21 protein-coding genes are annotated in these 23,378 nt (G+C 59.1%); 9 read left to right on the top strand and 12 right to left on the bottom strand.

Features of this window, described 5'->3' with window-relative positions:
* Window positions 1-153 precede the first annotated feature (153 nt).
* A complete protein-coding gene (locus ACZ5GQ_RS04030) occupies window positions 154-3,993 on the top strand; it encodes a S53 family peptidase (RefSeq protein ID WP_498855907.1) in 3,840 nt (1,279 codons plus the stop codon).
* A gap of 5 nt (window positions 3,994-3,998) precedes the next feature.
* Here the strand turns inward: ACZ5GQ_RS04030 and ACZ5GQ_RS04025 are convergent, their stop codons facing one another.
* Complete coding sequence (locus tag ACZ5GQ_RS04025; RefSeq protein WP_498857366.1) at window positions 3,999-5,513, bottom strand: extracellular solute-binding protein; 1,515 nt, start codon at window positions 5,511-5,513, stop codon at window positions 3,999-4,001.
* Window positions 5,514-5,659: 146 nt separating this feature from the next.
* On the opposite strand from ACZ5GQ_RS04025, the gene ACZ5GQ_RS04020 reads away from it, so the two are divergent.
* Complete coding sequence (locus tag ACZ5GQ_RS04020; protein ID WP_498855906.1) at window positions 5,660-7,096, top strand: ABC transporter substrate-binding protein; 1,437 nt, start codon at window positions 5,660-5,662, stop codon at window positions 7,094-7,096.
* A gap of 195 nt (window positions 7,097-7,291) precedes the next feature.
* Here the strand turns inward: ACZ5GQ_RS04020 and gapN are convergent, their stop codons facing one another.
* The gene (gene gapN / locus ACZ5GQ_RS04015; RefSeq protein ID WP_498855905.1) at window positions 7,292-8,824 is read right to left on the bottom strand and encodes an NADP-dependent glyceraldehyde-3-phosphate dehydrogenase; all 1,533 of its coding nucleotides are present in this window, start codon (window positions 8,822-8,824) and stop codon (window positions 7,292-7,294) included.
* Window positions 8,825-9,006: 182 nt separating this feature from the next.
* Between gapN and ACZ5GQ_RS04010 the strand changes: the two genes are divergently transcribed.
* Both ACZ5GQ_RS04010 and ACZ5GQ_RS04005 read left to right on the top strand, forming a co-directional pair.
* Window positions 9,007-9,333 (top strand): transcriptional regulator, encoded by a 327-nt coding sequence (locus ACZ5GQ_RS04010; protein WP_498855904.1) that lies wholly within the window; start codon window positions 9,007-9,009, stop codon window positions 9,331-9,333.
* A gap of 90 nt (window positions 9,334-9,423) precedes the next feature.
* Complete coding sequence (locus ACZ5GQ_RS04005) at window positions 9,424-9,879, top strand: NUDIX hydrolase (protein ID WP_498855903.1); 456 nt, start codon at window positions 9,424-9,426, stop codon at window positions 9,877-9,879.
* On the opposite strand, the gene ACZ5GQ_RS04000 is transcribed toward ACZ5GQ_RS04005, so the two are convergent.
* Window positions 9,845-10,909 (bottom strand): FAD-dependent oxidoreductase, encoded by a 1,065-nt coding sequence (locus ACZ5GQ_RS04000; protein WP_498855902.1) that lies wholly within the window; start codon window positions 10,907-10,909, stop codon window positions 9,845-9,847. The two genes, ACZ5GQ_RS04005 and ACZ5GQ_RS04000, sit on opposite strands and share 35 nt — an antisense overlap.
* Before the next feature lie 73 nt (window positions 10,910-10,982).
* On the opposite strand from ACZ5GQ_RS04000, the gene ACZ5GQ_RS03995 reads away from it, so the two are divergent.
* From ACZ5GQ_RS03995 to glcS, 3 genes are all read left to right on the top strand, one after another.
* Complete coding sequence (locus ACZ5GQ_RS03995; RefSeq protein ID WP_498855901.1) at window positions 10,983-11,327, top strand: hypothetical protein; 345 nt, start codon at window positions 10,983-10,985, stop codon at window positions 11,325-11,327.
* A gap of 47 nt (window positions 11,328-11,374) precedes the next feature.
* Entirely contained in the window at window positions 11,375-11,605 is a 231-nt protein-coding gene (locus tag ACZ5GQ_RS03990) for a sulfurtransferase TusA family protein (protein ID WP_498855900.1), read from the top strand.
* A gap of 259 nt (window positions 11,606-11,864) precedes the next feature.
* Window positions 11,865-13,436 (top strand): glucose ABC transporter substrate-binding protein GlcS, encoded by a 1,572-nt coding sequence (glcS, locus tag ACZ5GQ_RS03985; RefSeq protein WP_498855899.1) that lies wholly within the window; start codon window positions 11,865-11,867, stop codon window positions 13,434-13,436.
* 377 nt (window positions 13,437-13,813) lie between these two features.
* Here the strand turns inward: glcS and ACZ5GQ_RS03980 are convergent, their stop codons facing one another.
* From ACZ5GQ_RS03980 to ACZ5GQ_RS03970, 3 genes are read right to left on the bottom strand one after another with little or no spacing between them, the layout of a single operon-like run.
* Window positions 13,814-14,530 (bottom strand): class I SAM-dependent methyltransferase, encoded by a 717-nt coding sequence (locus ACZ5GQ_RS03980; protein WP_498855898.1) that lies wholly within the window; start codon window positions 14,528-14,530, stop codon window positions 13,814-13,816.
* 46 nt (window positions 14,531-14,576) lie between these two features.
* The gene (locus ACZ5GQ_RS03975; RefSeq protein ID WP_498855897.1) at window positions 14,577-15,605 is read right to left on the bottom strand and encodes a V-type ATPase subunit; all 1,029 of its coding nucleotides are present in this window, start codon (window positions 15,603-15,605) and stop codon (window positions 14,577-14,579) included.
* A gap of 10 nt (window positions 15,606-15,615) precedes the next feature.
* Window positions 15,616-15,954 carry a hypothetical protein gene (locus tag ACZ5GQ_RS03970; RefSeq protein ID WP_498855896.1) on the bottom strand — a complete coding sequence of 113 codons (339 nt, stop codon included), beginning with the start codon at window positions 15,952-15,954 and terminating at the stop codon, window positions 15,616-15,618.
* Between the two features lie 264 nt (window positions 15,955-16,218).
* Here ACZ5GQ_RS03970 and upp point away from each other — a divergent pair, with 264 nt between their 5' ends.
* Entirely contained in the window at window positions 16,219-16,854 is a 636-nt protein-coding gene (gene upp, locus ACZ5GQ_RS03965; RefSeq protein WP_498857365.1) for a uracil phosphoribosyltransferase, read from the top strand.
* Here the strand turns inward: upp and ACZ5GQ_RS03960 are convergent.
* The 4 genes from ACZ5GQ_RS03960 to ACZ5GQ_RS03945 are packed head-to-tail and all read right to left on the bottom strand — an operon-like array spanning window position 16,851 to window position 20,026.
* Window positions 16,851-17,606, bottom strand: coding sequence for an enoyl-CoA hydratase/isomerase family protein (locus ACZ5GQ_RS03960; protein ID WP_498855895.1), 756 nt, complete (start codon window positions 17,604-17,606; stop codon window positions 16,851-16,853). The genes upp and ACZ5GQ_RS03960 overlap by 4 nt on opposite strands.
* 32 nt (window positions 17,607-17,638) lie before the next feature.
* Window positions 17,639-18,004 carry a hypothetical protein gene (locus ACZ5GQ_RS03955; RefSeq protein ID WP_498855894.1) on the bottom strand — a complete coding sequence of 122 codons (366 nt, stop codon included), beginning with the start codon at window positions 18,002-18,004 and terminating at the stop codon, window positions 17,639-17,641.
* Between the two features lie 40 nt (window positions 18,005-18,044).
* The gene (locus ACZ5GQ_RS03950) at window positions 18,045-19,214 is read right to left on the bottom strand and encodes a CaiB/BaiF CoA transferase family protein (RefSeq protein WP_498857327.1); all 1,170 of its coding nucleotides are present in this window, start codon (window positions 19,212-19,214) and stop codon (window positions 18,045-18,047) included.
* Window positions 19,211-20,026 carry an HpcH/HpaI aldolase/citrate lyase family protein gene (locus ACZ5GQ_RS03945; RefSeq protein ID WP_498857326.1) on the bottom strand — a complete coding sequence of 272 codons (816 nt, stop codon included), beginning with the start codon at window positions 20,024-20,026 and terminating at the stop codon, window positions 19,211-19,213. Before ACZ5GQ_RS03945 ends, ACZ5GQ_RS03950 begins: the two co-directional genes overlap by 4 nt.
* 152 nt (window positions 20,027-20,178) lie before the next feature.
* Between ACZ5GQ_RS03945 and ACZ5GQ_RS03940 the strand changes: the two genes are divergently transcribed.
* Window positions 20,179-21,468 carry an MFS transporter gene (locus tag ACZ5GQ_RS03940; protein ID WP_498857325.1) on the top strand — a complete coding sequence of 430 codons (1,290 nt, stop codon included), beginning with the start codon at window positions 20,179-20,181 and terminating at the stop codon, window positions 21,466-21,468.
* Here the strand turns inward: ACZ5GQ_RS03940 and mvk are convergent, their stop codons facing one another.
* Both mvk and ACZ5GQ_RS03930 read right to left on the bottom strand, forming a co-directional pair.
* Window positions 21,469-22,443, bottom strand: a complete 975-nt coding sequence (gene mvk / locus ACZ5GQ_RS03935) for a mevalonate kinase (RefSeq protein WP_498857364.1) — start codon at window positions 22,441-22,443, stop codon at window positions 21,469-21,471.
* A 38-nt stretch (window positions 22,444-22,481) separates the two neighbouring features.
* The gene (locus tag ACZ5GQ_RS03930; RefSeq protein ID WP_498857324.1) at window positions 22,482-23,273 is read right to left on the bottom strand and encodes a tRNA (adenine-N1)-methyltransferase; all 792 of its coding nucleotides are present in this window, start codon (window positions 23,271-23,273) and stop codon (window positions 22,482-22,484) included.
* Between the last annotated feature and the right edge of the window lie 105 nt (window positions 23,274-23,378).

Raw genomic sequence — 23,378 nt, 5'->3', positions numbered from 1 at the left:
AGGCGAAGTTTTTAAACTGTAACACTTATCGCGCAGGGTCAATCCCAGCTATGTGGGAATAAAAGCGAGAGGCCCTCCTACACATCATTTTTACTCCCCGGTCTCTGCCCAACGAATATTAACGCCCCTAACGGTCAACCACTGGGTGGCCGCTTGAAGGGAGTCCTAGGCCTCATAATTGTAGCTGCCTTCATACTTACCATCATAGTGCCTGCGAACGTTACAGCCCTGGGCGTCAGGCTGCAGCAGGTTCCGCAGCGGCTCGACGGGGCGCTGCCTGGCTTTAGGCTGGTCGGCCAGGTGCCCTCGCAGTCGCAGGTGGTAGGTGTCCTCTACGTGCCTCTCAGGGACGTGCCCCTGATATTCTACTACGCCCAGGCGGTGGGCGACCCAGGCTCGCCGCTCTACCGCAGGTTCCTGACGCCGTCCCAGGCTGAGTCCATGTTCGTGCCTGAGGCCCAGGTGGAGCGGGCCGTAGGCTACCTGAGGTCGAGGGGCCTCAGGGTCATTGCGGTGGCGGGCTCAATGGTCGTCTTCAGCGGCCCCGCGTCGCTGGTCGAGGGGGCCCTCGGCGTCTCCCTGGGGCTCTTCAGCAACGGCACCTCAAGCTACTACGCGGTGACTGGATACAGGGGCAACCCGCTGGGCCTCATGCCCTACGTCTCAAACGTCACGGGTCTCGTGTTCAGGCCGTTCGTGTCACTTACGTCGTTTACGCCGGTGGTTAAGGAGCAGGAGGTTTACATTACTGCGGAGGCCTACCCTGTGACCAAGGTAGCCCTCGCCTACAATGTGACGCCTCTCTATTCCAAGGGCTATATGGGCCAGGGAGTCAACGTCGGAATAGTAGACTTCTACGGTGACCCAGAGATCTACCAGGTCATGTCATATTATGATAGGGTGTTCGGCCTCCCGCCCGCCAACATAACCGTGGTCCCCATAGGGCCGTACAACCCCAACCTGGGCGTGCTCACCGGCTGGGACGTGGAGATAGACCTTGACGTTGAGGCTGTGCACTCGGTGGCCCCAAGGGCCCACATATACCTGTACGTGGCCGCCGGCTACCTGCCGCTCTCCACAGTTATAGCCTACATAGACCAGCGCGACAACGTATCCATAGTGAGCCAGAGCTTCGGCATACCTGAGTCCATAATATCTAACATGGGGGCTACGTTCTACTACTACAATATTTACCTTAGCGACGTCTACTACGCGCTTGGGGCGGCCGAGGGAATAACCTTCCTCGCGGCGAGCGGCGACGGCGGCGGCATGGGGTACAGCGCCGGGCCCGTGGGCGGCGTTAACTACCCCGCCTCGTCGCCCTGGGTCCTGGCGGTGGGGGGCACTACAACGTACCTGGACTTCTACCCCAACGGCAGCGTGAGCTCATACTACAGCACGGCCTGGTCCTCGGCCGGCTTCGTGCCGTACATGCAGAACGTGGGAGGCTCCACGGGAGGTTACAGCGCATATGAGCCCATGCCCTGGTGGCAGCAGGGCGTGGCCCCGAGCCCCCCTCAGGGGTTCCCACACGGCAGGGCTGTGCCTGACGTCTCTGCCAACGCTAACATTTTCCCGGGTGTCTACGAAGTGACTTATAATAACACGACTATAGTGGAGGGCGGCACTAGCGAGGCGTCGCCCCTGACGGCCGGCCTCCTGGCCCTGGTTGAGAGCTACGTGGGCCACAGGCTGGGCCTCATAGCTCCCACGCTCTACTCTATGTACAAGGCCTACCCAGCCGCCATAGACAGGGTGACCTTCGGGTACAACATACCATGGAGGGCCGGGGGCAACTACAGCCTCGTCACAGGCCTCGGAACCATAAACGCGGGCCAACTGGCCTTTGCACTGAGCAGCGTGGACGTGATGGACAAGGTCAAGTCAATGCTCCCATCCCTCTCAGTCAGGGTTAACGTCAGTGGGGCGCCCAGCGACCTGGAGCTGGTGCCTGGAAGCAGCGTGACAGTCATCGCCAACATAACTTACCCCAGCGGGACCCCGGTGTCCTTCGGCAGCTTCCAGGTGACCCTTGAGACCACCCAGGGCGTCGGGCTCGTGAAGGACATGACCTTCAACGGCACCGTCTGGGAGGCCAACATAACAGTGCCGGCCAACGTCTCAGGTCCCACCCTAATAGTTGTGAACGGCTCCTCAGGGGGCCTCAGGGGCGAGTCCTTTGTTGAGGGCTTCATAGGTTACTTTGCGTCGTTCACGTACCCCGAGGCAGCGTACCCATGGGACCCATCGCTCGGGCTCCCAGTGGTGGCCAACCTGACCTACGTTAACGGGACCCCAGGGCCCCAGATAACCTACAACGTGTCCCTGCTGTACTATAACTACATAACTAACACGTACTCCGTTTACAACTCCACAAAGATCATTGTCCAGGGGAACTTCGCCCAGGGGGTCGTGGCCTTCCACGCGCCCTGCGGCTACGTGGTCATGGAGGCAGAGCCGCCGGCCTTCGGGCTCGTGCCCATATTCTTTGGGGACAGCCTCCAGGACATGCTGGTCCTCGGCGAGAGCGCCATGATGCCGGGCATAGCTGAGCCTGGCCAGGACATAGTTGTCATGGGCTACGTGCTGCCGCCCGTGGAGACACAGGCCTACACTTCTTACAGCACGGGCCAGTCGCTCTTCGACGCCATAGCCCTTGGCAGCAACGTCACTATAACGCTGGAGTACATCAACGGGACACCCATAGCGTCCTCCCAGGCCTACTATGACCCGAACCTGGGCTACTATTTGGGCACCCTTGCGGTGCCGCCGCTGAGGTCCGGCTACTACTGGGTGCTGCTCAACGCCTCATACAACTCCACCACGCTGGGCGGCCTGGTCAAGGGCTACGGCGTCGACATGATCTACGTGGGGCAGCCCCTCAGGGCTGATGCCTGGGCCCTCCCGGCGGAGCCGGCCGAGGGGCAGAGGGTGACGATTTACGCTAACGTGACATACCAGAACGGAACCCCCGTCAGGTACGGCCTGTTCTCTGCAGTCCTCGTGCCCAGGGCCTATGGCGGCGCCTACTGGCAGCTTGACGGTAACCCGCAGGCGACCGTGATGCTCTACTACAACTCTACCCTGGGCCTCTGGGTAGGGGAGGCTACGACGCCATCGCCCTACTCGCAGGGCAGCACGGGGCTCTCAGGCCTCTACGTTGGGGAGCCGTGGGTAGCCGTAATAACTGGGGCGGCGTTTAACGGCATGACCCCTCAGCCGACGATCAACGCCACAATCATGGAGACCAGGTACGTTTACTACGCCAATGAGACCCTTAGGCCCGGCGGCTTCTACCCATACTATGGCCTCTTCTACGACGTTAACATAACTGGCTACAACGGCGTCATAGAGGACTCGGTGCTCAACGGCACAGTTTATATAGTGGACAGCAACGTGACCCTCATCAACGTGAGGTCCCTGGGTCAGCTCTACACTGTGAACAGCAACGTCAGGATAATGGGCTCCCAGCTGAGCTACCTAGGGGTGATGGAGGGCCATGTCTACCTTTACCCCTCTGACGTCGTTGAGAGGCTGTCGCCTAACGGCACGGTTAGCTATGTGATGCCAAGCAAGTTCATAAGCATAATAGAGTCTAGCACGAACACAGCAATAGCCAACCTCAGCAGGCAGCTCAGGTCCATCTACGCCCACCTGAGCACAGAGATAGTGTCCCTCAACACCACCCTTGGGGGCCTCATCGCCTCCTTTAAGGAGCTGAACAGCTCCGTGAGCTCACTAAGCTATGATGTTGCCAGGCAGGCTGAGGAGCTGGGCTCGAACGTCACCCAGATAGACTCCCAGCTTCACATCCTAAGCCAGGAAGCCAGCGCCGCCAGCTTGACGTCCCTTGAGGCTCAGGCCAGCTCTCAGAGGGCCCTGAGGGAGGCAGGCCTTTACTTGGACGCCATGATAATTAGCGCGGCCTCAGCAATCATGTCCGTGGCGGCCATAATAAGTGCCACAAGAAAAAGAGGAGGGGGCTCCCAGTAGGGCGGCTAGAGCCTCCTGGGCTCTAAGGGCGCTGCCGGGCAGTAGGGAGCAGGGGCTGCTGATGTTGTTGTAGTGCTGGTGTACGCCTCCAGGTCCTGGACCCAGGCCAAGGCCGCCTGCTGCAGCGCCTGGGAGGCGTTGGTTATCTGTCCCTCCAGGTAGCCGAGGACCTCCTTCTCCAGGGCAGGTTCAAGGGCTGTAGTGCTTATGGAGACAGCAGGTATTGCGGCGTACGCGTGCTCGGCCGCATAGTAAGTGGCGTTTATCCACTCCCTCTCATAGGCCGGGAGCGAGGCGTTCTCAAGAAGCATGTGGTAGGCCTCCTTTGATATGGGGAAGTTGGTCATGTTGTAGAAGGAGGCCACTTGCAGCTGGGGGCTGGCTATGAAGCTCAGGAACTCCAGCGCCGCCGCCTTGTGCTCTGAGTACTTGCTGACCCCGAAGAACGTGGCTCCCCCAAGGGCGTAGCCTCCCGGCGCTGGGGCCAGCCTTATCTCGGAGAGGTTGGCCTTGTTAGTGAAGTACGACAGCTGTATCGCGAATATGAAGCCTCCTGGGGCGTACCTGGGCTCCTCGAGCAGGGGCACTATGTTATCATAGGATACTAGGAGCTGGGTGGGCGAAGGCATGTAGCTCACGAGCTGCTTCTGAAGCTCCAGGGCCTCCACGCCCGCAGTGCTGTTAAAGGCGGGCGGCGGGAAGCTGTGGTTCCACCAGCTCGGCACGCACCCCATGAAGAGGTCGCCGTAGAGGGGCATCATGCCCATGACGTTGCCGCAGTTGAGGCTGCTGTTATGCATGTAGTACCACTCAAAGATAAGGGCGTACGCCTCGTAAAGGTCAAGGTCGCCCGGCTGGTCCCAGAGCAGTATGCCGTACTTAGTTATGTTGTGGCTTACGAAGAACTGGTCAACGTCCACCACCTGGCTCCAGTTGCGCCATGTCCATGGGTTAAGGCTGAAGCCGTACTCCCTCTGGAACTCCTGCTGCAGGGTGGCGTTGTCAAAGTAGTTTGCGTAGTAGGCCAAGAGCATGACGCTGGTTCCCCTGGCCACCCCATAGGTCACGTTGTTGATAGTGCCTCCAAGGGCCTGGACAGGGTAAATTAGGTCTGACTCGTTGATGTAACTTGAGTTGAGCGGCACAAGGTATGGTATGAACTCCATTGCGTTGGCCGGCGTGTACGTTATTATGTCGTACTTGCTCTCCCCTGCCTCAAGCTCCGTCAGCTCGTTGGTGACGTACTGCGTGAACGGAAACGCTATCACCTGTACCCGTATGTTGGGGTGCTCCTTCTCGAAGAGGTGCGCTGCGAACTCCATGAATCCCTGGCCGGAGGGTCCCGTGTAGGTTACGACTGTTATAGTGACCTGGGGGCCTGACGGCGAGGTCGTGCTTGTGGACTCCGAGCTCGTGGACGCAGTGGCTGTCGTGCTGGGCCTTGAGCGGTATAGTATGGCGCCCGCCACAGCAGCTATTATCACTATGATAATAACTGCCGCGAGAGCTGCCCTGCTCACGGAGTTCAACAAGCTGTCACCGGCTTTCCTGAGCTGAAATGAAAATAAAAGTTGTAGGGCTTCGGAGGGCCACTGAACCTATATAGAGAACAGCTGTTTATGTAGGTACAGTAGATAACCTTTAAATAGCAGAGCATCACTTCACAATGGTGGTTGCTCTGAACAGAGCCTCAGCGTCAAGGGCGGTTCTAGGAGCGATCATAGTTATCGTTATTGTGGTCGCTGTCCTCGGCGCCTACTATATGGCTAGGACAGCCAAGAAGCCAGCGACTCTGACCGTAGTTACCTACAGCGGCGCCCCGGCCCAGCCTCTGCTCAGCCTGGCGGCCCAGCTCTTCGAGCAGGAGCACCCTGGCGTTAAGGTTGACGTGGTCACGTTCCCCTACAGCGAGTACATATCCAACGAGCTCTCGGTGCTTGAGGCAAAGAGCCCGGAGTACGACGTGGTCACGTACACTACAACCACGGTAGGCCAGGTGGCGCCCTACCTGCTGCCCCTGAACTCCTCTGTCATAAATGAGAGTGACATACTTCCGCCTGACCTTCACGCGGCGGGCTTCTACTACAACCCCCTGACAGGCAACTCTACGTGGGTCGGGGTGCCCATACAGACGGACGGCATAGTTATACTTTACAACACCAAGTACTTTGACAACGCCACCCTGCAGCAGGAGTTCTATGATGAGTACCACGTGCAGCTGAACCCTGAGACCTGGGGCAATTGGACCACGGTGCTTGAAGTTGACCAGTTCTTCGTAAGCCACAACATAACTAAGTACGGGGTGCTGCTCTACACCGACCAGGCTGACCTGCCGGTCAACTCGTTCATGGCAGTCTTCGGGTGGTACTACGTCAGGAACTCAAGCCTCAACTGCGGCAACCCCCTCGGCATGACGAGCTTTGGGACCATGTTCATGGGGTGCGTGCCGAGCTGGTGGAACCACAGCTTCCCGCCGCCCGCCATAAACACCTCGGCCGGAGTCCAGGCCCTTGAGACCCTCAAGCAGCTCGTGAGCTACATGCCTTCGCCCACCCAGCTGCAGGTGACCTTCTATAACTCGCTCCCCCTGATGCTCAGCGGCCAGGCACCTGCAATAGCTGGCTACCTGGGGCAGCTGCCGAGCATAGCGAACAAGTCTAACGCTAGCATAGTCGGGGTTGCCCCGCTCCCGGGCAACTCAATAAGGATAGGGCTTACGTACATAGGGGTGAGCAAGTACTCCCAGCACAAGAGGCTGGCCCTCGAGTTCCTCCAGCTCGTCGAGTCCCCGCAGTTCCAGGTTGAGGCGTTCCTCAGGGCGTACGTGTTCCCCTCCAGCAGGCAGGCCTACCAGATGATAATATCGAACACCACTATACCGGCCTACCTGAGGCAGTGGGCCCAGGCGGCCTTCGCGGCGGCAGGGAAGACGGCCTATGTGGCGCCGTACTTCCCAGCTATAACCTCGTCCGTGAACGGCCAGGTAGGCGAGTACCTGTTCAACTACATAGTGGGCGCGACCCCGAGCGCGGAGCAGGCCCTCCAGCAGGCCGCGGCCACCCTGGCCAGGGCAATAGAGATCTACTACAGCGGCTCATCGTGAGCCGATCCCAAGAGCCTAACATTAGAAGATAAGATCCCACCTCCTTTTACGCACTTTTTATTGTTCTCTGGGGGAAGGCGACCGCAAGAGCCGCTTAGACAACAATTGCCCTAAAGCGCTACGAGGCCTAGAAAAGTCCTTTTACTGGGCAGTTGCCTGCGGGCACGGCTGCTCCTTCTAGAGACGTTAGGGCGGCTACAGGTAGTCCCAGACGCCCCTGCCCTTGTAGTTGTAGATTACGGACTTGTATGCCGTGACGAAGTCTATGGTGTACCCTATGCCCTCCCTCCCTATGCCTGAGTCCTTCATGCCCCCGAAGGGGTAGTAGCCTATGCCGTGCTTCGGGTAGTCGTTTATGTAAACGGCTCCAACCTCCAGAAGCCTGGCAGCCTTCCTTATCTTGCCTACGTCATTGCCAAATATGGCGGCATCAAGGCCGTACCTCCTGCCGTTGGCTAGGGCTATGGCCTCGTCCAGGCTGTTTACCTTGACTATGGCGGCCAGGGAGGCGAAGACCTCCTTGTTGTACATATAGAGGTCAGGCAGCCTCGAGGCCTCGACCTCTATCAGCGTGGGCTTAATGTAGTTCGGTCCAAGCTCATCTACCTTCTCGCCGCCGTAGAGCACCCTGCCTCCCTTGGACACGGCGTCCTTGGTTGCCCCTATCACCTCGTCTGCCGTCTTCACGTCAATAAGTGGGCCCATGTCGGTGTCCTCGTCCCTCGGGTCCCCCACCTTCACCTTGGACAGCTGCTCCACGACCTCCCCCTTTAGTTCGTCATAGACCTCGGGCTCTGCAAGTATGTACTTTATTGAGTCACACCTCTGGCCGGAGTAGCTTGTTATCCCGGTCACTATCTTAGACGCGGTCTGCTTAACGTCAGCGTCGCTGAGAACTATTGCAGGATCCCCTCCCCCAAGCTCCATGACATACTGCTTCACGCCTGCCTCCCTTATGACCTGAAGGCCCGTCTCGGTGCTGCCGGTGAAGGACACGGCCGCTATCCTCCTGTCGGCCAGTACCTCCCCCATGTCCCTGCCCCTCATGGGGACCACTGCCAACGCCTCTGGCGGGAAGCCCGAGTCCACCAGCGCCTTTGCGAGAACGAGGGCCGGCAGCGGGTCGGCCTCGGCGGGCTTCACTATCACTGCGTTGCCAGCTATGGCGGAGTAGACTATTTTATTTACGGCGTCGAAGAGCGGGTAGTTGAACGGGAGTATTGCCGCCACGACGCCGAGCGGCTCCTTCTTCACTATTGCCTCGGTCTCCAGGGTGTCGCTGGACCAGTCGCCGGGCACGAAGTCGCCGTATATCCTCCTGACGTCAAGCTTGGCCAGCCTGAGCCTCTCTATGCTTGCAGTGACCTCGCCCTCGGCGGCCCTCCTTGTCTTGCCAGCGTTTATCATGAGTATGTTAACTAGGTCATCCCTCATCCTCTCCAGGGCGTCGGCCGCCCTCTCGAAGATTTCAACCCTCTCCTCGCCTGGCGTGTCTCTGATCCTCCTCCTGCCTACTGAGTAAACCCTGTCAAGGATGGAGAGGGCCGCCTGCACTGAGGGCCTAGCGGTCACAGCCACGGTGCCAAGGTCTATGGGCGACTTGACCTCAAGCCTGTCCCCCTCGAGGCTCCACTGGCCCGCCGCGAAGTATGGGAACGTGGGCACCTCCCCTTGCTTTATGAACTCCTTCACTGCCTCCGAGCTTAGGCTCAGCTCTGCCTTCCTCATAGTCTCGCCACGGTTTATGTGCAGGGGAAGGGTTTAAATGAGTGTTAGTATTGCGACTTAGCTTTAACTGTGTATTAAAACTTATACACGCCATACTGAGGCCTGAGGAAGGCGTTTATCCTTCCCGCAACACTAGGAACACGTGACCCGGTATGTCCTTTGACGTAAGACAGGTAGTAAACATGAGTCCTGACGAGAGGGAGAAGTTCATGACTCAGGTCTTCAATCAGCTCATGGGAATGAGCAGGGAGCAGGTGATCTCGACGCTTGTAGAGTTCATAAAGCAGCTCGCGGCTGTCGCCACCGACGAGCAGTACAAGGAGGTCTGTAAGACCAACGTGGGCATCATAGGGAAGCTCCCAGAGGACGTGGCCAAGCAGGTGGTTCAGATGAGGCTCGAGGCCCAGTCCAGGCTGCCCCCAGGGCTAAAGGAGAGGGACCAGCGCCTTCTCATGCAGGCCATAAGCGAGAGCCCCTACGGCAACAAGGTCATGTCATTGCTTAAGTGACGCAGCTAATGCCTCCCCTTTCTTCTTTTTTCATTTTACCTAGGCCTCAGGCCCTTTAACTGGGCCAGGCGAAGCTTCCTGGGGGAACGCTTGAAGAAGTGCATAGTGGCCAGCGGGGTCCTCGTGGAGAACGGCAGGGTGCTTATGATATGGCACAGGAAGCTCGGCGTCTGGCTCTACCCAGGAGGCCACGTGGAGCCCGATGAGACCCCAAGGGAGGCGGTGGTTAGGGAGTTCAGGGAGGAGACGGGGCTTGACGTAGAGGTCGTGGGCGCCACGTACAACCTAGGCTCTGGTGAGGTCCTTGACGAGCCCATGCCCATGGCGATACTTCTCGAGACCGTGAGGTACCCCCAGGAGACCCACCTACACTATGACCTGATATTCAGGGTCAGGAGGGTGGGAGGGGAGCTCAGGGAGGGCACTTGGATGACGCCTGAGGAGGTGGAGAGGTCCAACACATATGAGAACGTAAAAAGGATAGTTAAGCTAGCCGTGGCCCTGAACTCCGTTACCTCTGGCTCAGGTACCTCATTATCGCGTTAGCCGCGTCCATGCCGCTCTTCAGCGCGGGTCCCAGCTGGCTTGGGCCGTGAACCACGTCGCCGGCCGCGAACACGCCCTTCCTAGTGGTCATCATGTCCTTATCTACAACTATGGTGCCCCAGTCCGTCAGCTTTATGCCGCAGCACTCCTTCCCCTCGAACGGCGGGGTTGGCCTCTCCCCTATAGCCTCCAGCACGAAGTCAAAGTACGCGTCGAACTCGCTCCCCGGTATGGGCTCAGGCCTCGGCCTCTTCTCGCCCGGCACCTGGACTAGCCTGTTCCTTATTATCCTTGCAATCCTCCTGCCGTTCTCCTCCCTGTAGGCTATGGGCACCGTGAGCTCCCATATCTCGACGCCCGAGGCCTCTATGTTGGTCATCTCCATGGGACCCATGGGGGCCTCGTTCCTGGTTCTCCTGTAGCTGAGCACTATCCTCCTCATCCTGTCCCTGTACTCCGGGTAGGTCCTCGGCACGTAGGCCGCGTCCTCGGCGGTGTACCCTCCGCCTACGACCAGCAGGTCCCCCTTGATGTCAGGCACTATGTCCCATGGCCTGTAGCCGAACTTTGCCAGGTGGGTCGCCACGAGGAACTCCATTGCTGGGTAGACCCACGGCAGCTCCTCGCCGGGCACCCTTGACTTGTTGCTCGTCCACGTGCCCGTAGCTATGAGAACGGCGTCATACGACTTTATTATGTCCTCTAGGTCAACCACGTTCTTAGCCTTTACAAGCTCGTCCATCTTTTCAAGGTTCTTGTTGCCAACCTTGGTGTTGAGGACGAACTCGACGCCCGCGTCCATGAGTTCCCTTACCCCCTCCCTTATGGGGGGCTTCGGTATCCTGTCGACGTGAATGCCAAATATCAGCATACCACCCGGCTCCGGGAGCATGTCATACACTGTGACGTCATAGCCCTTGCACCTGAGGACGCCGGCTGCCCCAAGCCCTGCGGTTCCAGCACCTATGATTGCAACCTTCTTCCCGTTGCTCGGGGGCACCTGGTTGGGCTTGCACCTCAGGAACTTCAAGCTGAGGCACCCCTTGCTTCACAAGTGTCAAAGAATTTATGCATTAAGAGGGCTAGGCCACTGGTGCGTTGCCTTGCAGTGCGAGAGGGGAACTATAGGGGAGTGCAGCGCCTCATGGATGGTGTGTTCCTCGGGCCTCCCCGGGGCCCTAGGGGAGGCGGCCAGGCTCTTCAGGTACCTCAGGCCAGGCTCCCTGCTGCCGGCCGTCTCCCAGGACATGGAGTGGGCCTACTTCCTCTACTTTAACGAGGCTGGGGCCGGCTTCTACCTTGCGATGAGGAACGAGGACTTCAACAACCCCGCCTGCGCCCAGAAGGTTAAGGAGGAGCTCATGAACAGGGTCGACGAGGTTCTTGAGGGGGACCCCCACAAGGCGGTGGTCGAGTATATTATAACGAGCGTGATGTTCCCCCTGTAAGTGCTAAAGGTTAAACGCCTCCCCATTCTCTATGTAAAGATGAGACCATGGAGATCTATGACTACAGGGGCAAGGAGTGCCCAGAGGGTTACGTCCTAGCTATGAGAGTAATCGATAGGTTAATGGATGGCGAGAGCGCGCAGGTAATTATGGACTCGTGGAGGTGCGCTGCCATGATAATCTACTCACTTAAGGATAACAGGAGAGTTAAGGTTGACGTTGACAAGGACGGCAGCATTATAAAGTTCACATTCACCAAGCTCCCTCAGGGCCGCTGACGGTAAGCGGTGGATCTTCACCCTTATCATGCAGCCACCTGCAACACTGACCTGATGCCTGAGTGACAGGGCTGAGCGAGAACGAGAATAGGAGCAAGACATTTTGGTCATAAAATAGTCACGACAGGCTCAACTCAAAGAACTAAAAAGAAGGTAGAACAAATAAGTAGAATAGATATAGTGAAAAAGTAAGTATATGTACCTTTTGTGAGAACCACTATAGCCTCTGTCTTATTGCTTCCTTAATTTGGGTGTTATTATGGAGGGTGAAAGCAGATATTCTATAAGCACTGCTGCGGTGGCCGCTATAGTTATTGTAATAGTTGTTGTGGCGGCCGTCGGGGGCTACCTAGCCTACGTCTCGTCAAGGCATCACATAACCACTACTACCACGTCTACTACAACGACAAGCATAACAACGCCTATAACGACAACTACAACCACTACAGTTACAACGATAACGTTCTACACGTGGTGGGCAACTACGGGCAAGGTTGCGCTGGACCACCTTATATCGTCGTTTGAGTCCATCTACCCCCAGTACCAGGTAACAAGGGAGCTAGTGCCCGGCGCTGGCGGGACTAACGCTAAGTATGCTATAATGGGCCTGATAATCGCGGGAAAGCCGCCGACCTTGTTCCAGAGCCTCCTGGGAGCCAACATGTTAAGCTATGCCGAAGCCGTGCCTAAGAGCTGGAAGAGCATGTTCATGAACTTAACCCCGCTCGCAAAGTCAATGGGCTTCTTTAACCCGTCCGAAGTCTCGCAGCCAATAATAGAGGCCGCGGCTTACAACGGCACAATACTCAACATGCCAGTCAGCGTCCACAGCGGCTTCGTCCTGTACATAAACCTGAAGCTGCTTAGGCAGTACAACCTCCCAGTGCCGACTAACCTGAGCACGCTCATCTACGATACAGTTCAGCTGGCTGACCACGGGGTTACGCCGTGGATGGTGCCAGGCGGCGACGGCGGGTACGACCAGGAGCAGCTCTGGTTCGCCATATTCCTCTCGCTTGGGGGCCCAAAGCTGCTTGACGAGGTTCTCTACGGAACCTTAAACCTGAGCAACCCTGAGGTAATGAAGGTGTTTAATGAGACCAACTACCTATTCCTTAACTTCACCTCGTATAACGTCCCAGGCTGGCAGAGCCTCACATGGTCCCAGGGCATAACTGATGTGGCCCTCGGCAAGGCCGCCTTTGAGGTTGACGTTGACTCAGCTACTAACTACCTCTACGACTTTGACAACATAACTACCTACCCAGCCACCGAGCCCTACATAAGCTGGCCCAACGTTACGGTTGTGGCTGAGCCGTTCCCAGGAACCCAGGACTACTTTGTTGTGGTGTCGGACGCCGTGGCCATACCCTACGGCCCGCTTCAGGGAGCGGCAGAGACCTTCACTAAGTACTGGGTCTCGTACCAGGGACAGCAGGTTTGGACCAAGTGGAAGGCGGTCACGTACTACATGAACGCCACGGACTGGTTTAACACTCCGCAGCAGTGGTGGATGTACCAGCACCTGGTAAACCTGAGCAAGACGGCGCCGCAGAACTTTGTGATAGATCCTCTCTCCCTGTTTGCCGACACCGACGAAACTATATACAGCGGCCTCCTGGCCCTCCAGGAGACTGGCAAGTCGTACTTAGGTGCCTGGACGTCGACGTTTGAGCAGGCAATGCAGGAGGAGTGCAGCGACTGGATATCAGGGGCCCAGCTGGGGCTTGGATACCTAGGATACCCAGGCCACTACTTCGGCGGCTACGTGCCTCCGTGGGTCAACGCCTCAAACGGCGCTTTCATAAGCACATACTCATGTACTGGCTGAACGTTTACTAAGTTACCATCTATTGCACTGCCTACATTAGCAAAATGCTGACAGGCAAAGCCCTTTAGAAGCGGAGATAGTTTTTAATTTTAAGTTTATTTTTAAGAAGTTTTATGGGTTGCTAGATGAGATTTGCCTCCGCTGGGTAGCAAGGTTTGCAAGCTGTTCAATAAAGTCGATAACCACGTTATAAATTAGCCGGAAGAGAGGCCAGAAGAGCTACGCGGCTTATTGAGAAGTTAACCATTAGCTCACAAACCTCATGAGGGCAACTAGAGCGCCCTCTTCTTCCTTCTGAATGCAGGTTCCTGGTACATCGTGTCATATAATCTCATGCAAAACGGGGTCGCCGACGCTTGCTACATGCTATTAGTTGCCTAAAGCCTTGGACCCTCAGCATAGAGTATCCCTACGAGAAAAGGCGTCGGCTTGAACTTAACTCTCCTGAACCTCCTAGAGGCCTCCCTAACTAGCTGGCTCGGGGTCAGCATGCTGAGCACCGTCCTGTATATGTCACCAAACTTGAGGCCGTCCCTGCCGCACCCCATGGCAAGTCCTATTGCTGGGCCCACGTACCTGAACTGCATGAGCGACATGGCGAGCTCCAGGGGGTTCTCAGGCCTATAGAGGTCAAGTATTGCAAGCCTCCCGTCATCCCTCAGCACCCTTGAGAACTCGTCAAGAGCCATCAGGTAGTTGGCAGCGTCCCTGAAGGAGAACATGGCCACGGCCCCGTCAAAGCTCCTCTCCCTGAAGGGCATGTGCTCAAACATGCCCTGAACAGCCCCAGTGCCGTCCCCGGCAGCCCTTGAGGCCCTGAGCAGGTTAAGCGTGCCAGGATCCATGGCCACCACCCTGGCCCTGGGGTACAGGGCCCTTACGACCTTTGTTGAGGTGCCCGGGCCGCAGCCTGCGTCAAGTATGACGCCCGGGGGGTCCCTGTTAAGCCCTATCAGAGCGGCGGTGAGCACCCTGAGCTTCCTGGCGAGGTAGAAGCTTATGGCGTCGCTCACGGGCTCGTAGCAGCCCTTGGTTGAGAGCCTCTGTATGTCGTCAACTATTAGGTTCCACAGCTCGCCCTCAAGGCCAGACATAACGTTAAAGGCCCTTGGGCTCCCTGGGCTCCTAGAAATTAAAAGGCTAGACCAGGGCCTGCTCCAGCTCCTCCTGCGTCAGGTTGAGCATTATGCCCCCGAGGGCTGACCTCACGTTGTCGACCTCAAGCATTAGCAGGGTCAGGGCCGCCGCCACCAGGGCCGGCGTGAACGGGTAGCCCTCGTAAATGGCCTCCGCGGCCCTCTGGGCGGCCAGCCTCGCGGACCTCCTCACGGACACCATGAGCTCCCTCCTCGTCTTGCCCTCAAGCTTTGAGCTCCTCAGCAGCGGGGCCACATCAAGCGCCAGGCCTGAGAGCTCGCCCTCGAAGCCCCTCTCATAAGCCGCAGCCATGAGGTCCCAGCTGACGCCGCACACCTTGGGCCCCTCTATGGCCCTGGCGAAAGTCTTGGGGTTGACCCTTATGGCCCACGCCTCCAGGAGGCCCAGGGCTGCCCTCTCCTCTATCAGAGGGCACACTACGCTCTCGACGTCAGTCAAGTCCTTGCCGTTGAACTCTGCCACGGCGCTCCTGAATATCAGGAAGGAGCCGGTGAGCGAGAAGAACGTGAATACCTCAGGCTGCCTGAGCTCGGCGTAGGCCTCAGAGGCCATAGCCAGCGTCTTCGCCAGGTCCCTGTCACTCACGACCTCCTGGAGCCTGGTCATGGTTGGTGATGCCTCGAGCTCCTGCAGAACGTACGCCATGGAGCCGAGCCTCCACTCCACCGACGGCAGCCACCTCGGGGGCCGCTGGCCCTCAGCCACGGCCCTGGCAACAGTCATCAGGTCCTCGACCTCCTTCGCCTTGGCGAAGGCCGCGGCGAGCCCCTTGGCCTCGTCAGGCGACATCTTGTAGATCTCCTCCACGGTTGAGAAGTAGAGCGAGGCCAGGGCCCTCTCCATGCCCTCCAAGTCCTTGGCCTCTGCCACTGGCGCGTACATGGTGTCCCTCAGCACGGCCACAGCCTCGGCCAGCGGCGGGGCCAGCTCCCTTACCTTGGGGCCCAGCATCCTCGACTTAAGGTACCTGAGCAGCGGGACTACCTTTGCGTAGTCCGCGGGCCCGGCCAAAGCCTACACCTCAGCCCGAGAGGGCCTTCTTGATGGCATCAACAACAGCCTGGACTGCTGCCTCCCTGTTCTGCTGGGCCAGCCTGTTGAGCCTCTCCTCTACCTCCGCCAGCCTCCTCTTCAGGTCCTCGTCAACCTTAGCCTTCTCAGCCCTGTAGGCCTCCTCGAGCTCCTTGGTGGCCTCCGCTATGAGGGGGTCCACGGAGGAGCTCAGCTTCGACGACAGCTCATCCGCGGTCCTAACTATGTTCGCCTGCTGCTCCTTCACGTAGGCCTCGGCCTCCCTCAGCCTGGCCTCAAACTTCACCACGGCGTTCAGCAGCCTGTCCACGTCGCCCCTGGATGACAAGTCCTGCACCGGTAAGTTGACCACGGCCTTAGTTAAAAGCGTTTAAGTTCAGGGACATTTGCCTGACTACAGTCAAGGCCTTAGCTGTCGTGGCCGGGACGCATGGGCAGCCCTGGTTCGCACCTACGCGCTGTCAGGAGCCCTCATGCCAAGCTGAACCCCCGTGAGGCGAGGGTCTCGCTCCGGACCTCTTTACCTTGGCCTGAGCGATCAGCCCTAAAAACCTCCGCAGGGAGATAGTTAGGGCGTCAGAGCTTGGAGCGCGTGCGGGTCTTAGGTGACGAGCTGCCATACGCAAGGTGGCTGCTCCTGAAGCTGAGGGACAGGAGGACCGACCCGCCTACGTTCAGGTACTACATGAGGGAGGCCGGCAGGCTCCTGGCGATAATGTCCTCTGCGGAGCTCGAGTGGACCAAGGAGGTTGTCACCACTCCCCTTGGGGCTCAGACTGAGGAGCTGAACCTGGCCGCTCCCCCGCTGCTCGTCGGAGTCCTAGGCGCTGCGCTGCCGCTCCTTGAGGGCTTCTCAGACGTCTACCCGCAGTCGCCTATCGGCCTGGTTGCCGCCAGGAGGCTCGAGGACAGGGACGGCGTCAGGGTTGAGCTTTACTACAGGAGGCTGCCGAGGGTTCACGAGGGCGTGGCGGTGGTCCTTGACCCAATGCTGGCCACCGGCAGGACCCTCGACAGGGTTATAGCGGAGGTCAAGTCGCTGGGCTCGGGCAAGGTGGTGGTGGGCTCCGTCATAGCGTCAAAGCAGGGGCTGTCCTACATACTCTCAAGGCACCCCGACGTCTCCATTTACACGCTTGCGGTTGACCCTGAGCTCAACCCCTCGTTCTTCATAGTTCCAGGGCTTGGGGACGCAGGGGACAGGGGCCTTGGGGTCGCCCCGCCTTAGGCCTTCTTCCTGTTGAGGAACTGGAGCACCCTCTCGCGGACCACAGGCCTTGCCGTGAACGCTGCCAGCGTCCTCAGGCCCTTGTCACTCAGGTACTGCATCTTGGCCTCAGCCATGAGGGCCCTGGCGGCGGCCACGGCCTCGGGCTCAGCCTCGGCTATCTTAGCTGAGACCCCCTCGACTGCTGACCTCAGCTGCTCCAGGCTGTCGACGACGCCATTTATTATGCCGTACCTGGCGGCGTCCTCGGCGCTTATGAAGTCACCGGTGAGCACAAGGTATGAGATAACCTTTGGGATGCCAAGGAGCATCCCTATCGTTGACGAGGCCGGCGGGACCATGCCGTACCTCAGCGGCGGCAGCCCAAACTTGGCCCACCTGACCGCGTAGGCCAGGTCAGCGGCGTAGAGCACCTCGAAGCCGGCCCCCAGGGCGTAGCCGTTAACTGCTGCAATGACGGGCTTCCTGCAGTTGAAGGCAGCCCTGCAGAAGCCCCCCAGGCCCTCATACATTAGCCTCCAGGCGTCCTCCTCGCTCTGGGCCTCGGCGGTCTCCTTAAGGTCTATGCCAGTTATGAAGAACTTCTCGCCGGCCCCAGTTATTGCCACGGTGGCCGTTGAGCCGTTCGAGCACTCGGCGTTTATGGCCTGCGTGAGCTCCTGGAGGTCCCTGTACCCCAGGGAGTTGCCGGCCTCCTGCCTGTCAACTATGATCCAGGAGGTGTGCTCGCTCCTCTCAACCCTTATGGTCATACTATCCCCACTGGGCCAAGTACCTCAAGGTATTAATGCCTTTCATTGTTGTCCAACAGTATAAAGGCTCTCCTATACCCTGGGCCTGACACTATGACTGCCCTCCTCGGCCTCGCGGCGTCGGCTGAGAGGTAGGCCGCGAAGGCGAGGCCTAAGAGTATGCCGTAGTATGCCACTGTTATTGCGAAGCCTGCCCTGAGGGACCAGGGAGGGTAGGAGGCGATTATGAGGGCAGCCAGGGCCAGGGACGCGGCCAGCGAGGCCAGGGCCCTGGACCCCCCAAGGCTTGCCCTCCCCAGCGAGGCCCTGCCCCTGAGCCTCAGCTCCCCGCTCGGCGTCACCAGGACTACCTCGTCGCCCTCGACCCTGTAGGATATGGCGAGGCCCTCGGCCCTCAACCTTAGCCTCGTAGCGGCCTAGGCTGTAGGGAATAAATGCTCAGCCAACTACCCCGTCGGCCCTGAGGGACTCCACCTCCTTGTCGTCAAAGCCGAGCTCCCTGAGCACCTCCTCGGTGTGCTCCCCCTGCCTCATGGGCGGCGGGGACCTGACCGCAGGCCTCACGCCGTTGAGCCTGCCAGGGAACGAGATGAGGCCGTATGGGGACCCGCTGACCTGCTCCACGTCCTCCTTTGAGTAGGGGTCTGAGAACAGCTCGGAGAGCGTGTAGACGGGCGCCGCTGGGACGCCGGCCCTCCTGAGCAGCTCCACCCAGTAGTCCCTTGGCCTTGTAGAGAAGACCTCCTGCAGCTTCTTGTTTATGTAGTCCCTCCTCTCAACCCTGGCCAGGTTGCCCTGGAGCCCCCTGTCCTCAGCCAGGTCTTTCAGGCCCAGGGCCTCACAGAGCCTGGCCCACTGCCTGTCGTTAACCACTGCAACCACGAACCACCTGCCGTCTGAGCCAGCGTAGGCCTGGTGAGGGGCATAGGACGGGTGCTCGTGGCCCGTCCTCCCAGGGTCCCTGCCCGTGGCCAGGAAGGCGTTGACCAGGTAGTTCATGGAGTATATGCCCACGTCGAACAGGTAGGCCTCGGCGTAGTACGGCCTTACGCCCGAGTAGAGGCCCGCCAGGGCCTCGAGGGCAGCCATATAGCCCGTGAATATGTCAAAGAGGGCAAAGGGGACCCTGAGGGGAGGGTCAGAGGGTGTCCCCAGGGACATCATGAGGCCGCTCATGGCCTGGACTACCATGTCGTAGGCCGGCAGGCCGCCGTACTGGGAGTCGGGCCTGAAGCCCTTTATGCTGACGTACACCAGGTTCCTGTTTACCTTGAACAGGGACTCGGGGTCGACCCCGAGCTTTTCCCTCACGCCAGGCCTGAAGTTCTCAAGCACGACGTGGGAGGACCCTGCAAGCCTAGATACGACCTCCCTGGCCCTCGGGTGCCTGAGGTTCACCACTATGCTCTTCTTGTTCCTATTAGAGGCGGCAAATATGGCGCTGAGCCCTCCAACGACGGGGGCCGCCTGCCTGACCTCGTCGCCCTCCGGGGGCTCAACCTTTATGACCTCAGCCCCCATGTCGGCCAGGAGCATGGACGCAAAGGGGCCGGCCACGGCGTGCGTGAAGTCCAGCACCCTGACGCCCTCGAGCGGCAGGCAGCTCAAGCGCCCTCACCGTAGTCCTCAAGGATCCTCTTAGCCGTCATATAGTGGACGTAGTCCACTAGCTGGTCCCTGAACCTTATGGCACCCCTGCCCTGCTGGGCCGCCGACTCATAGGCCTTAACTATCTCCCTGGCCAGCTCCACCTCCTCCTTTGATGGGGTGAACACAGCGTTAGCTATCGGTATCTGGGAGGGGTGTATGACCTGCTTGCCGACGTAGCCGAGGGCCTTGGCCTCCCTGCACTCGGCCTCGAAGCCCGCCAGGTCCTTTAGGTCAAAGAACACCGAGTCTATGGGGTCGACCCCGTAGGCCTTGGCGTAGACCACTATGGCCGTCTTAGCGTACTCGTTCCTCTGGTACCTCTGCGTCTGGCCCCCGACGCTCAGGGCCAGGTCGGCGGGGCCGTAGGTTATGGCCACGACCCCCTCCGAGGTGACCAGGTCCTCGATCCTGGAGAGCCCCCTGGCGGTCTCAACTATGGGCTCCAGGCCAACCCCGAGCGACCTGTGTATGAAGCTCAGGTCCCCCTCAGCCTTTGGGACTACCACTAGGTCCACCTCAAGCTCCGAGAGCAGGGCCAGGTCCTTGAGGCCCTCCCTGGTTGACGGGGAGTTGATCCTGACCGCCAGCTCCCTTTTGCCCCAGTCGAGCTCCTTGATGAGCCCCTTCAGGAGGCTCCTCGCGTCCTCCTTTTTGTCTGGGGGCACCGCGTCCTCAAGGTCTATTATAACGCTGTCAGCCTCCAGCTCGGCGCTCTTCCTTATCATGTGCTCGTTGTTGCCAGGCACGTAGAGTTGGGACCTCCTCCTCAAGCCTGGGCACCGCTCCTGCCTTGCTGGGAGGAGTCTATTACGCGCAAGCCCTTCTGCTTTAATTACAACTTTCGTCTAAAGACCACTTAACGATAGTCTAAACTTTTAATTCGGCCACAGCTCAGCTTCAAGCAAAAGCCCGGTGACGCCTGTTGAGCGGGTCCAGCAAGAGCCTAGGGGAGGCCCTTAAGCTGGCCATATCAGCTAACCTGGGGTGGGGATTTGAGCTCTTCGACTTTGTTGTATACCTCTATGCTGGAACCGTCATGGCTGAGCTGTTCTTCCCGTCCTCGATTAAGATAGCGAGCCTCCTTGAGTTCTACTTAACCCTGGTGATAGGTTACCTTGCAAGGCCAGTGGGCGGCGTCATATTTGGCCACTACGGAGACAAGCTGGGCAGGAAGAGGCTCTGGTTCGTCTCGCTGCTGGGCATGGGCATCTCAACTATAGCGATAGGCTTCCTGCCCACCTACGCGGCCATAGGAATAATGGCGCCCATAGCAATAGTGCTCCTCAGGGTAGTCCAGGGCCTCTTCGTGGCGGGCGAGTGGAGCGGCGGGATGACGTTTGTCGTCGAGAACGCCCCTGACCACCTCCGCGGCCTCCTGGGAGGGGTGCAGCAGGGAGGGGCTGCCCTTGGCCTCATATTTGCGGCCATAGCTGCCGAGGTGGCCAGCTACTTCGCTCCAACTCAGGCCCAGTTCGCCTCATATGGCTGGAGGATAATGTTCTGGTTCGGCGTCGTCCCCCTAGTAATAGCTCTCGCGGTGAGGTGGAAGGTCTCAGAGAGCGTGGAGTGGCTGGCCAAGGTAAAGGGTGACCCGGAGAGGGTGCCGATACTTACAGTGTTCAGGAGGTGGTGGAGCCTTGTGATAATCTCAACGCTCATAATACTCGGCGAGGCGACAGTTTACTACGGCGTCGTTGCCTTTATGCCTGACTTCCTCCAGGACAACGTAGGTATGCCGTCTAACGAGATAGCCATGGTGGTCCTAGTTACGAACCTCGTCTGGTTCGTGACCTCACCTCTCTTCGGCTACATAAGCGACGTGATAAGGTCCAGGAAGCTCTACCTGGCGGCCGCCTACGCCCTGATAGCGGCAACTTCCTACCCTGTGCTTCGCATGCTTTACAGCGGCAGCTACGCCGCCGCCCTTGCAGCTGGGGCAGTGGTGGGCCTGCTGTTCTCGTGGCAGTACGCAGTCCTGCCCGCGTTCCTGGGCGAGAACATAAGCACTAGGGTCAGGTACTCATACATAGCCTTCGTCATAAATGTCGGCGTCGCCCTATCCTCCCTGGCGCCGTTCGTGGTTACGTACATGGGCTACAGGATAAACAACATGCCGCTCGCGAACATACTGGTAGCGACAGGGGCTGCAGTGCTCGCCATGGTATTTACCCTCGTGTCGCCCAGGGACAGGGTCGGGACCCCGCTGATGTAATTAGTTGCTGGCCTCTACCACCCTGGCCCCCTCAGCCCCTGCCTCAAGGGCCCTGACCCACCCTGAGCGGGCCGAGAGGGCCTGGAGCACGTCTTTTGTTTTCTCGGGCGGGGCAACCGCTATTATTGAGCCTCCCCACCCGGCCCCTGTTAGCTTAGCGCCTAGGGCTCCTGCCCTCCTGGCGGCGTGGACTAGCTCCTCAAGCTCAGGGGTTGAGACCCCTATAGCCGAGAGGAGCCCGTGGTTTATGTTCATGAGGTTCCCCAGGTCCTCCAGCGAGCCCTTCCTGATGGCGTCGGAGGCCAGGTCTATTATCTGCTCCACGAGACCTATCATGGAGTCCCTGAGCCCTCCAATCCTCTCTAGGAACTTTATCACTGAGAGCACTCGCGCGCTGGTGCTCCTCCTCGCGCCTGAGTCTGCGACTATCAGCGGCACCCCGAGGCCGGGGCTTATGGTTCCAACGACTCCAACGCCCTTCCTGAATATGATGGTGCCACCGTATATCACAGCGGCCGGGTCTACGCCGCTTGGGTTACCGTGGGCAGCCCTCTCGCCCTCCATAACTGCCTGGTAGAGCTCCTCCCTGCTCAGGCTCACCCCTGCGAGCTCTGTCAACGCTGATGCGAGGGCTGCGGAGGAGGAAGCGCTGGAGCCAAGCCCAGCTGAGGCCGGCGCCTCGCTGCTTATTACAACCCTGGCCGGGGGCACGTCTACGTCGGCGCTCCTAAGGGCCCTTATGACTGCAAGCAGCGGGGCGGCCTCCCTTGAACTACAGGAGAGCTCAGGCCCCGTCACGCACCTGAGCCCGAGGGCCGGGGACTCTATCTCCATGGGCCACGACTGCTTCTCATAGGCTACTGCCTGGGTCCAGAGGCCCAGGGCAGTGGCTATGGCCCTTGAGCCGTTTACAACGAAGTGCTCGCCGAAGAGTATTGCCTTAGCCGGAGCTACAGACTTAACGTACCTCGTGATAGCCCCTGAGGCCTGCCGTGGTCCCAGGAATATTTAAGCTAGGCCAGGGCCCTGAGCACCGTTATGAAGCCGGTGTGGCCTATCATCCTTACGCTGGGCCTCAGGGCCTCGGGCCTGGCCTCCCACTCCCTCTTGATTATCTCTGTTACCTCCTGTACAACGTAGCCTCCCGTGGACCTCAGGGCGTCAAGAAGCTTAACGACCTGGTTCACCGTCGGCGTGAAGACCACCACTGGGGCCGAGGGCTTGAGCGAGGGCCTTATGGGGCCCAGGGCCTCCCAGGGGTCAGGCATGTCAAGGAACGCAGCGTCCAGGTCCCTCTCCTCAGCCCCCCTCCTTATGTCGCCCTCCTTTATGGTGACGCACCCCTCGAGGCCCGCGGCCCTCACGTTTGAGGCGGCGAGCTCCATCATGTCCTTCCTGACCTCGTAGGTGTACACAGCTCCACCTGGGCACACGTGGGCTGCAAGCCATATCGTAAGGAAGCCGCTCCCGGCCCCGGCCTCCAGGACCCTCATGCCCGGCAGGAGGCCCGCCACTGATGCTATGTAGCCGGCGTCCTTCGGGTATATGACCTGGCTCCTCCTCGGGAGGACGTGCATCATCATGTCGTAGATGTTTGGCCTGAGCACATAGGCGGTCCCCTTGTCCAGTTCAAGCCTTGAGCCCCAGGGGACCCCCATGAGCTGGGACCCCCTGAGGCTGCCTGCGAAGGTAGAGTATGAGGCCCTTGACCTGACCCTAAAGACGTAGCTTCTCCTCCTGTCCCTGCCCTCTACTATTAGCAGCACCCAGTCTCCCTCGGCAACAGTCGATGAGATTGATGACAACCCCAGCCCCTTGGGGCTGTGAAGGCTTCAAGATTTTAAAGCAAAGCTGCGCAGTCGCTCATGTTGCCTAAGGCCCAGGGAGAAGGGGCCGCGACCTTGGTAAAG

The sequence above is a fragment of the Caldococcus noboribetus genome (assembly GCF_055389385.1).
Note: the sequence above shows the minus strand (reverse complement) of the source record. Positions and strands in the feature narration are given on the sequence as shown.

Bases quoted from the DNA above. Each gene is read 5' to 3' on its own strand.
- ACZ5GQ_RS03990 (WP_498855900.1), top strand. From the start codon at position 11,375: ATGGAGATCTATGACTACAGGGGCAAGGAGTGCCCAGAGGGTTACGTC.
- glcS (WP_498855899.1), top strand. From the start codon at position 11,865: ATGGAGGGTGAAAGCAGATATTCTATAAGCACTGCTGCGGTGGCCGCT.
- ACZ5GQ_RS04020 (WP_498855906.1), top strand. From the start codon at position 5,660: ATGGTGGTTGCTCTGAACAGAGCCTCAGCGTCAAGGGCGGTTCTAGGA.
- ACZ5GQ_RS03980 (WP_498855898.1), bottom strand. From the start codon at position 14,530: ATGTCTGGCCTTGAGGGCGAGCTGTGGAACCTAATAGTTGACGACATA.
- gapN (WP_498855905.1), bottom strand. From the start codon at position 8,824: ATGAGGAAGGCAGAGCTGAGCCTAAGCTCGGAGGCAGTGAAGGAGTTC.
- ACZ5GQ_RS04010 (WP_498855904.1), top strand. From the start codon at position 9,007: ATGAGTCCTGACGAGAGGGAGAAGTTCATGACTCAGGTCTTCAATCAG.
- ACZ5GQ_RS03960 (WP_498855895.1), bottom strand. From the start codon at position 17,606: ATGACCATAAGGGTTGAGAGGAGCGAGCACACCTCCTGGATCATAGTT.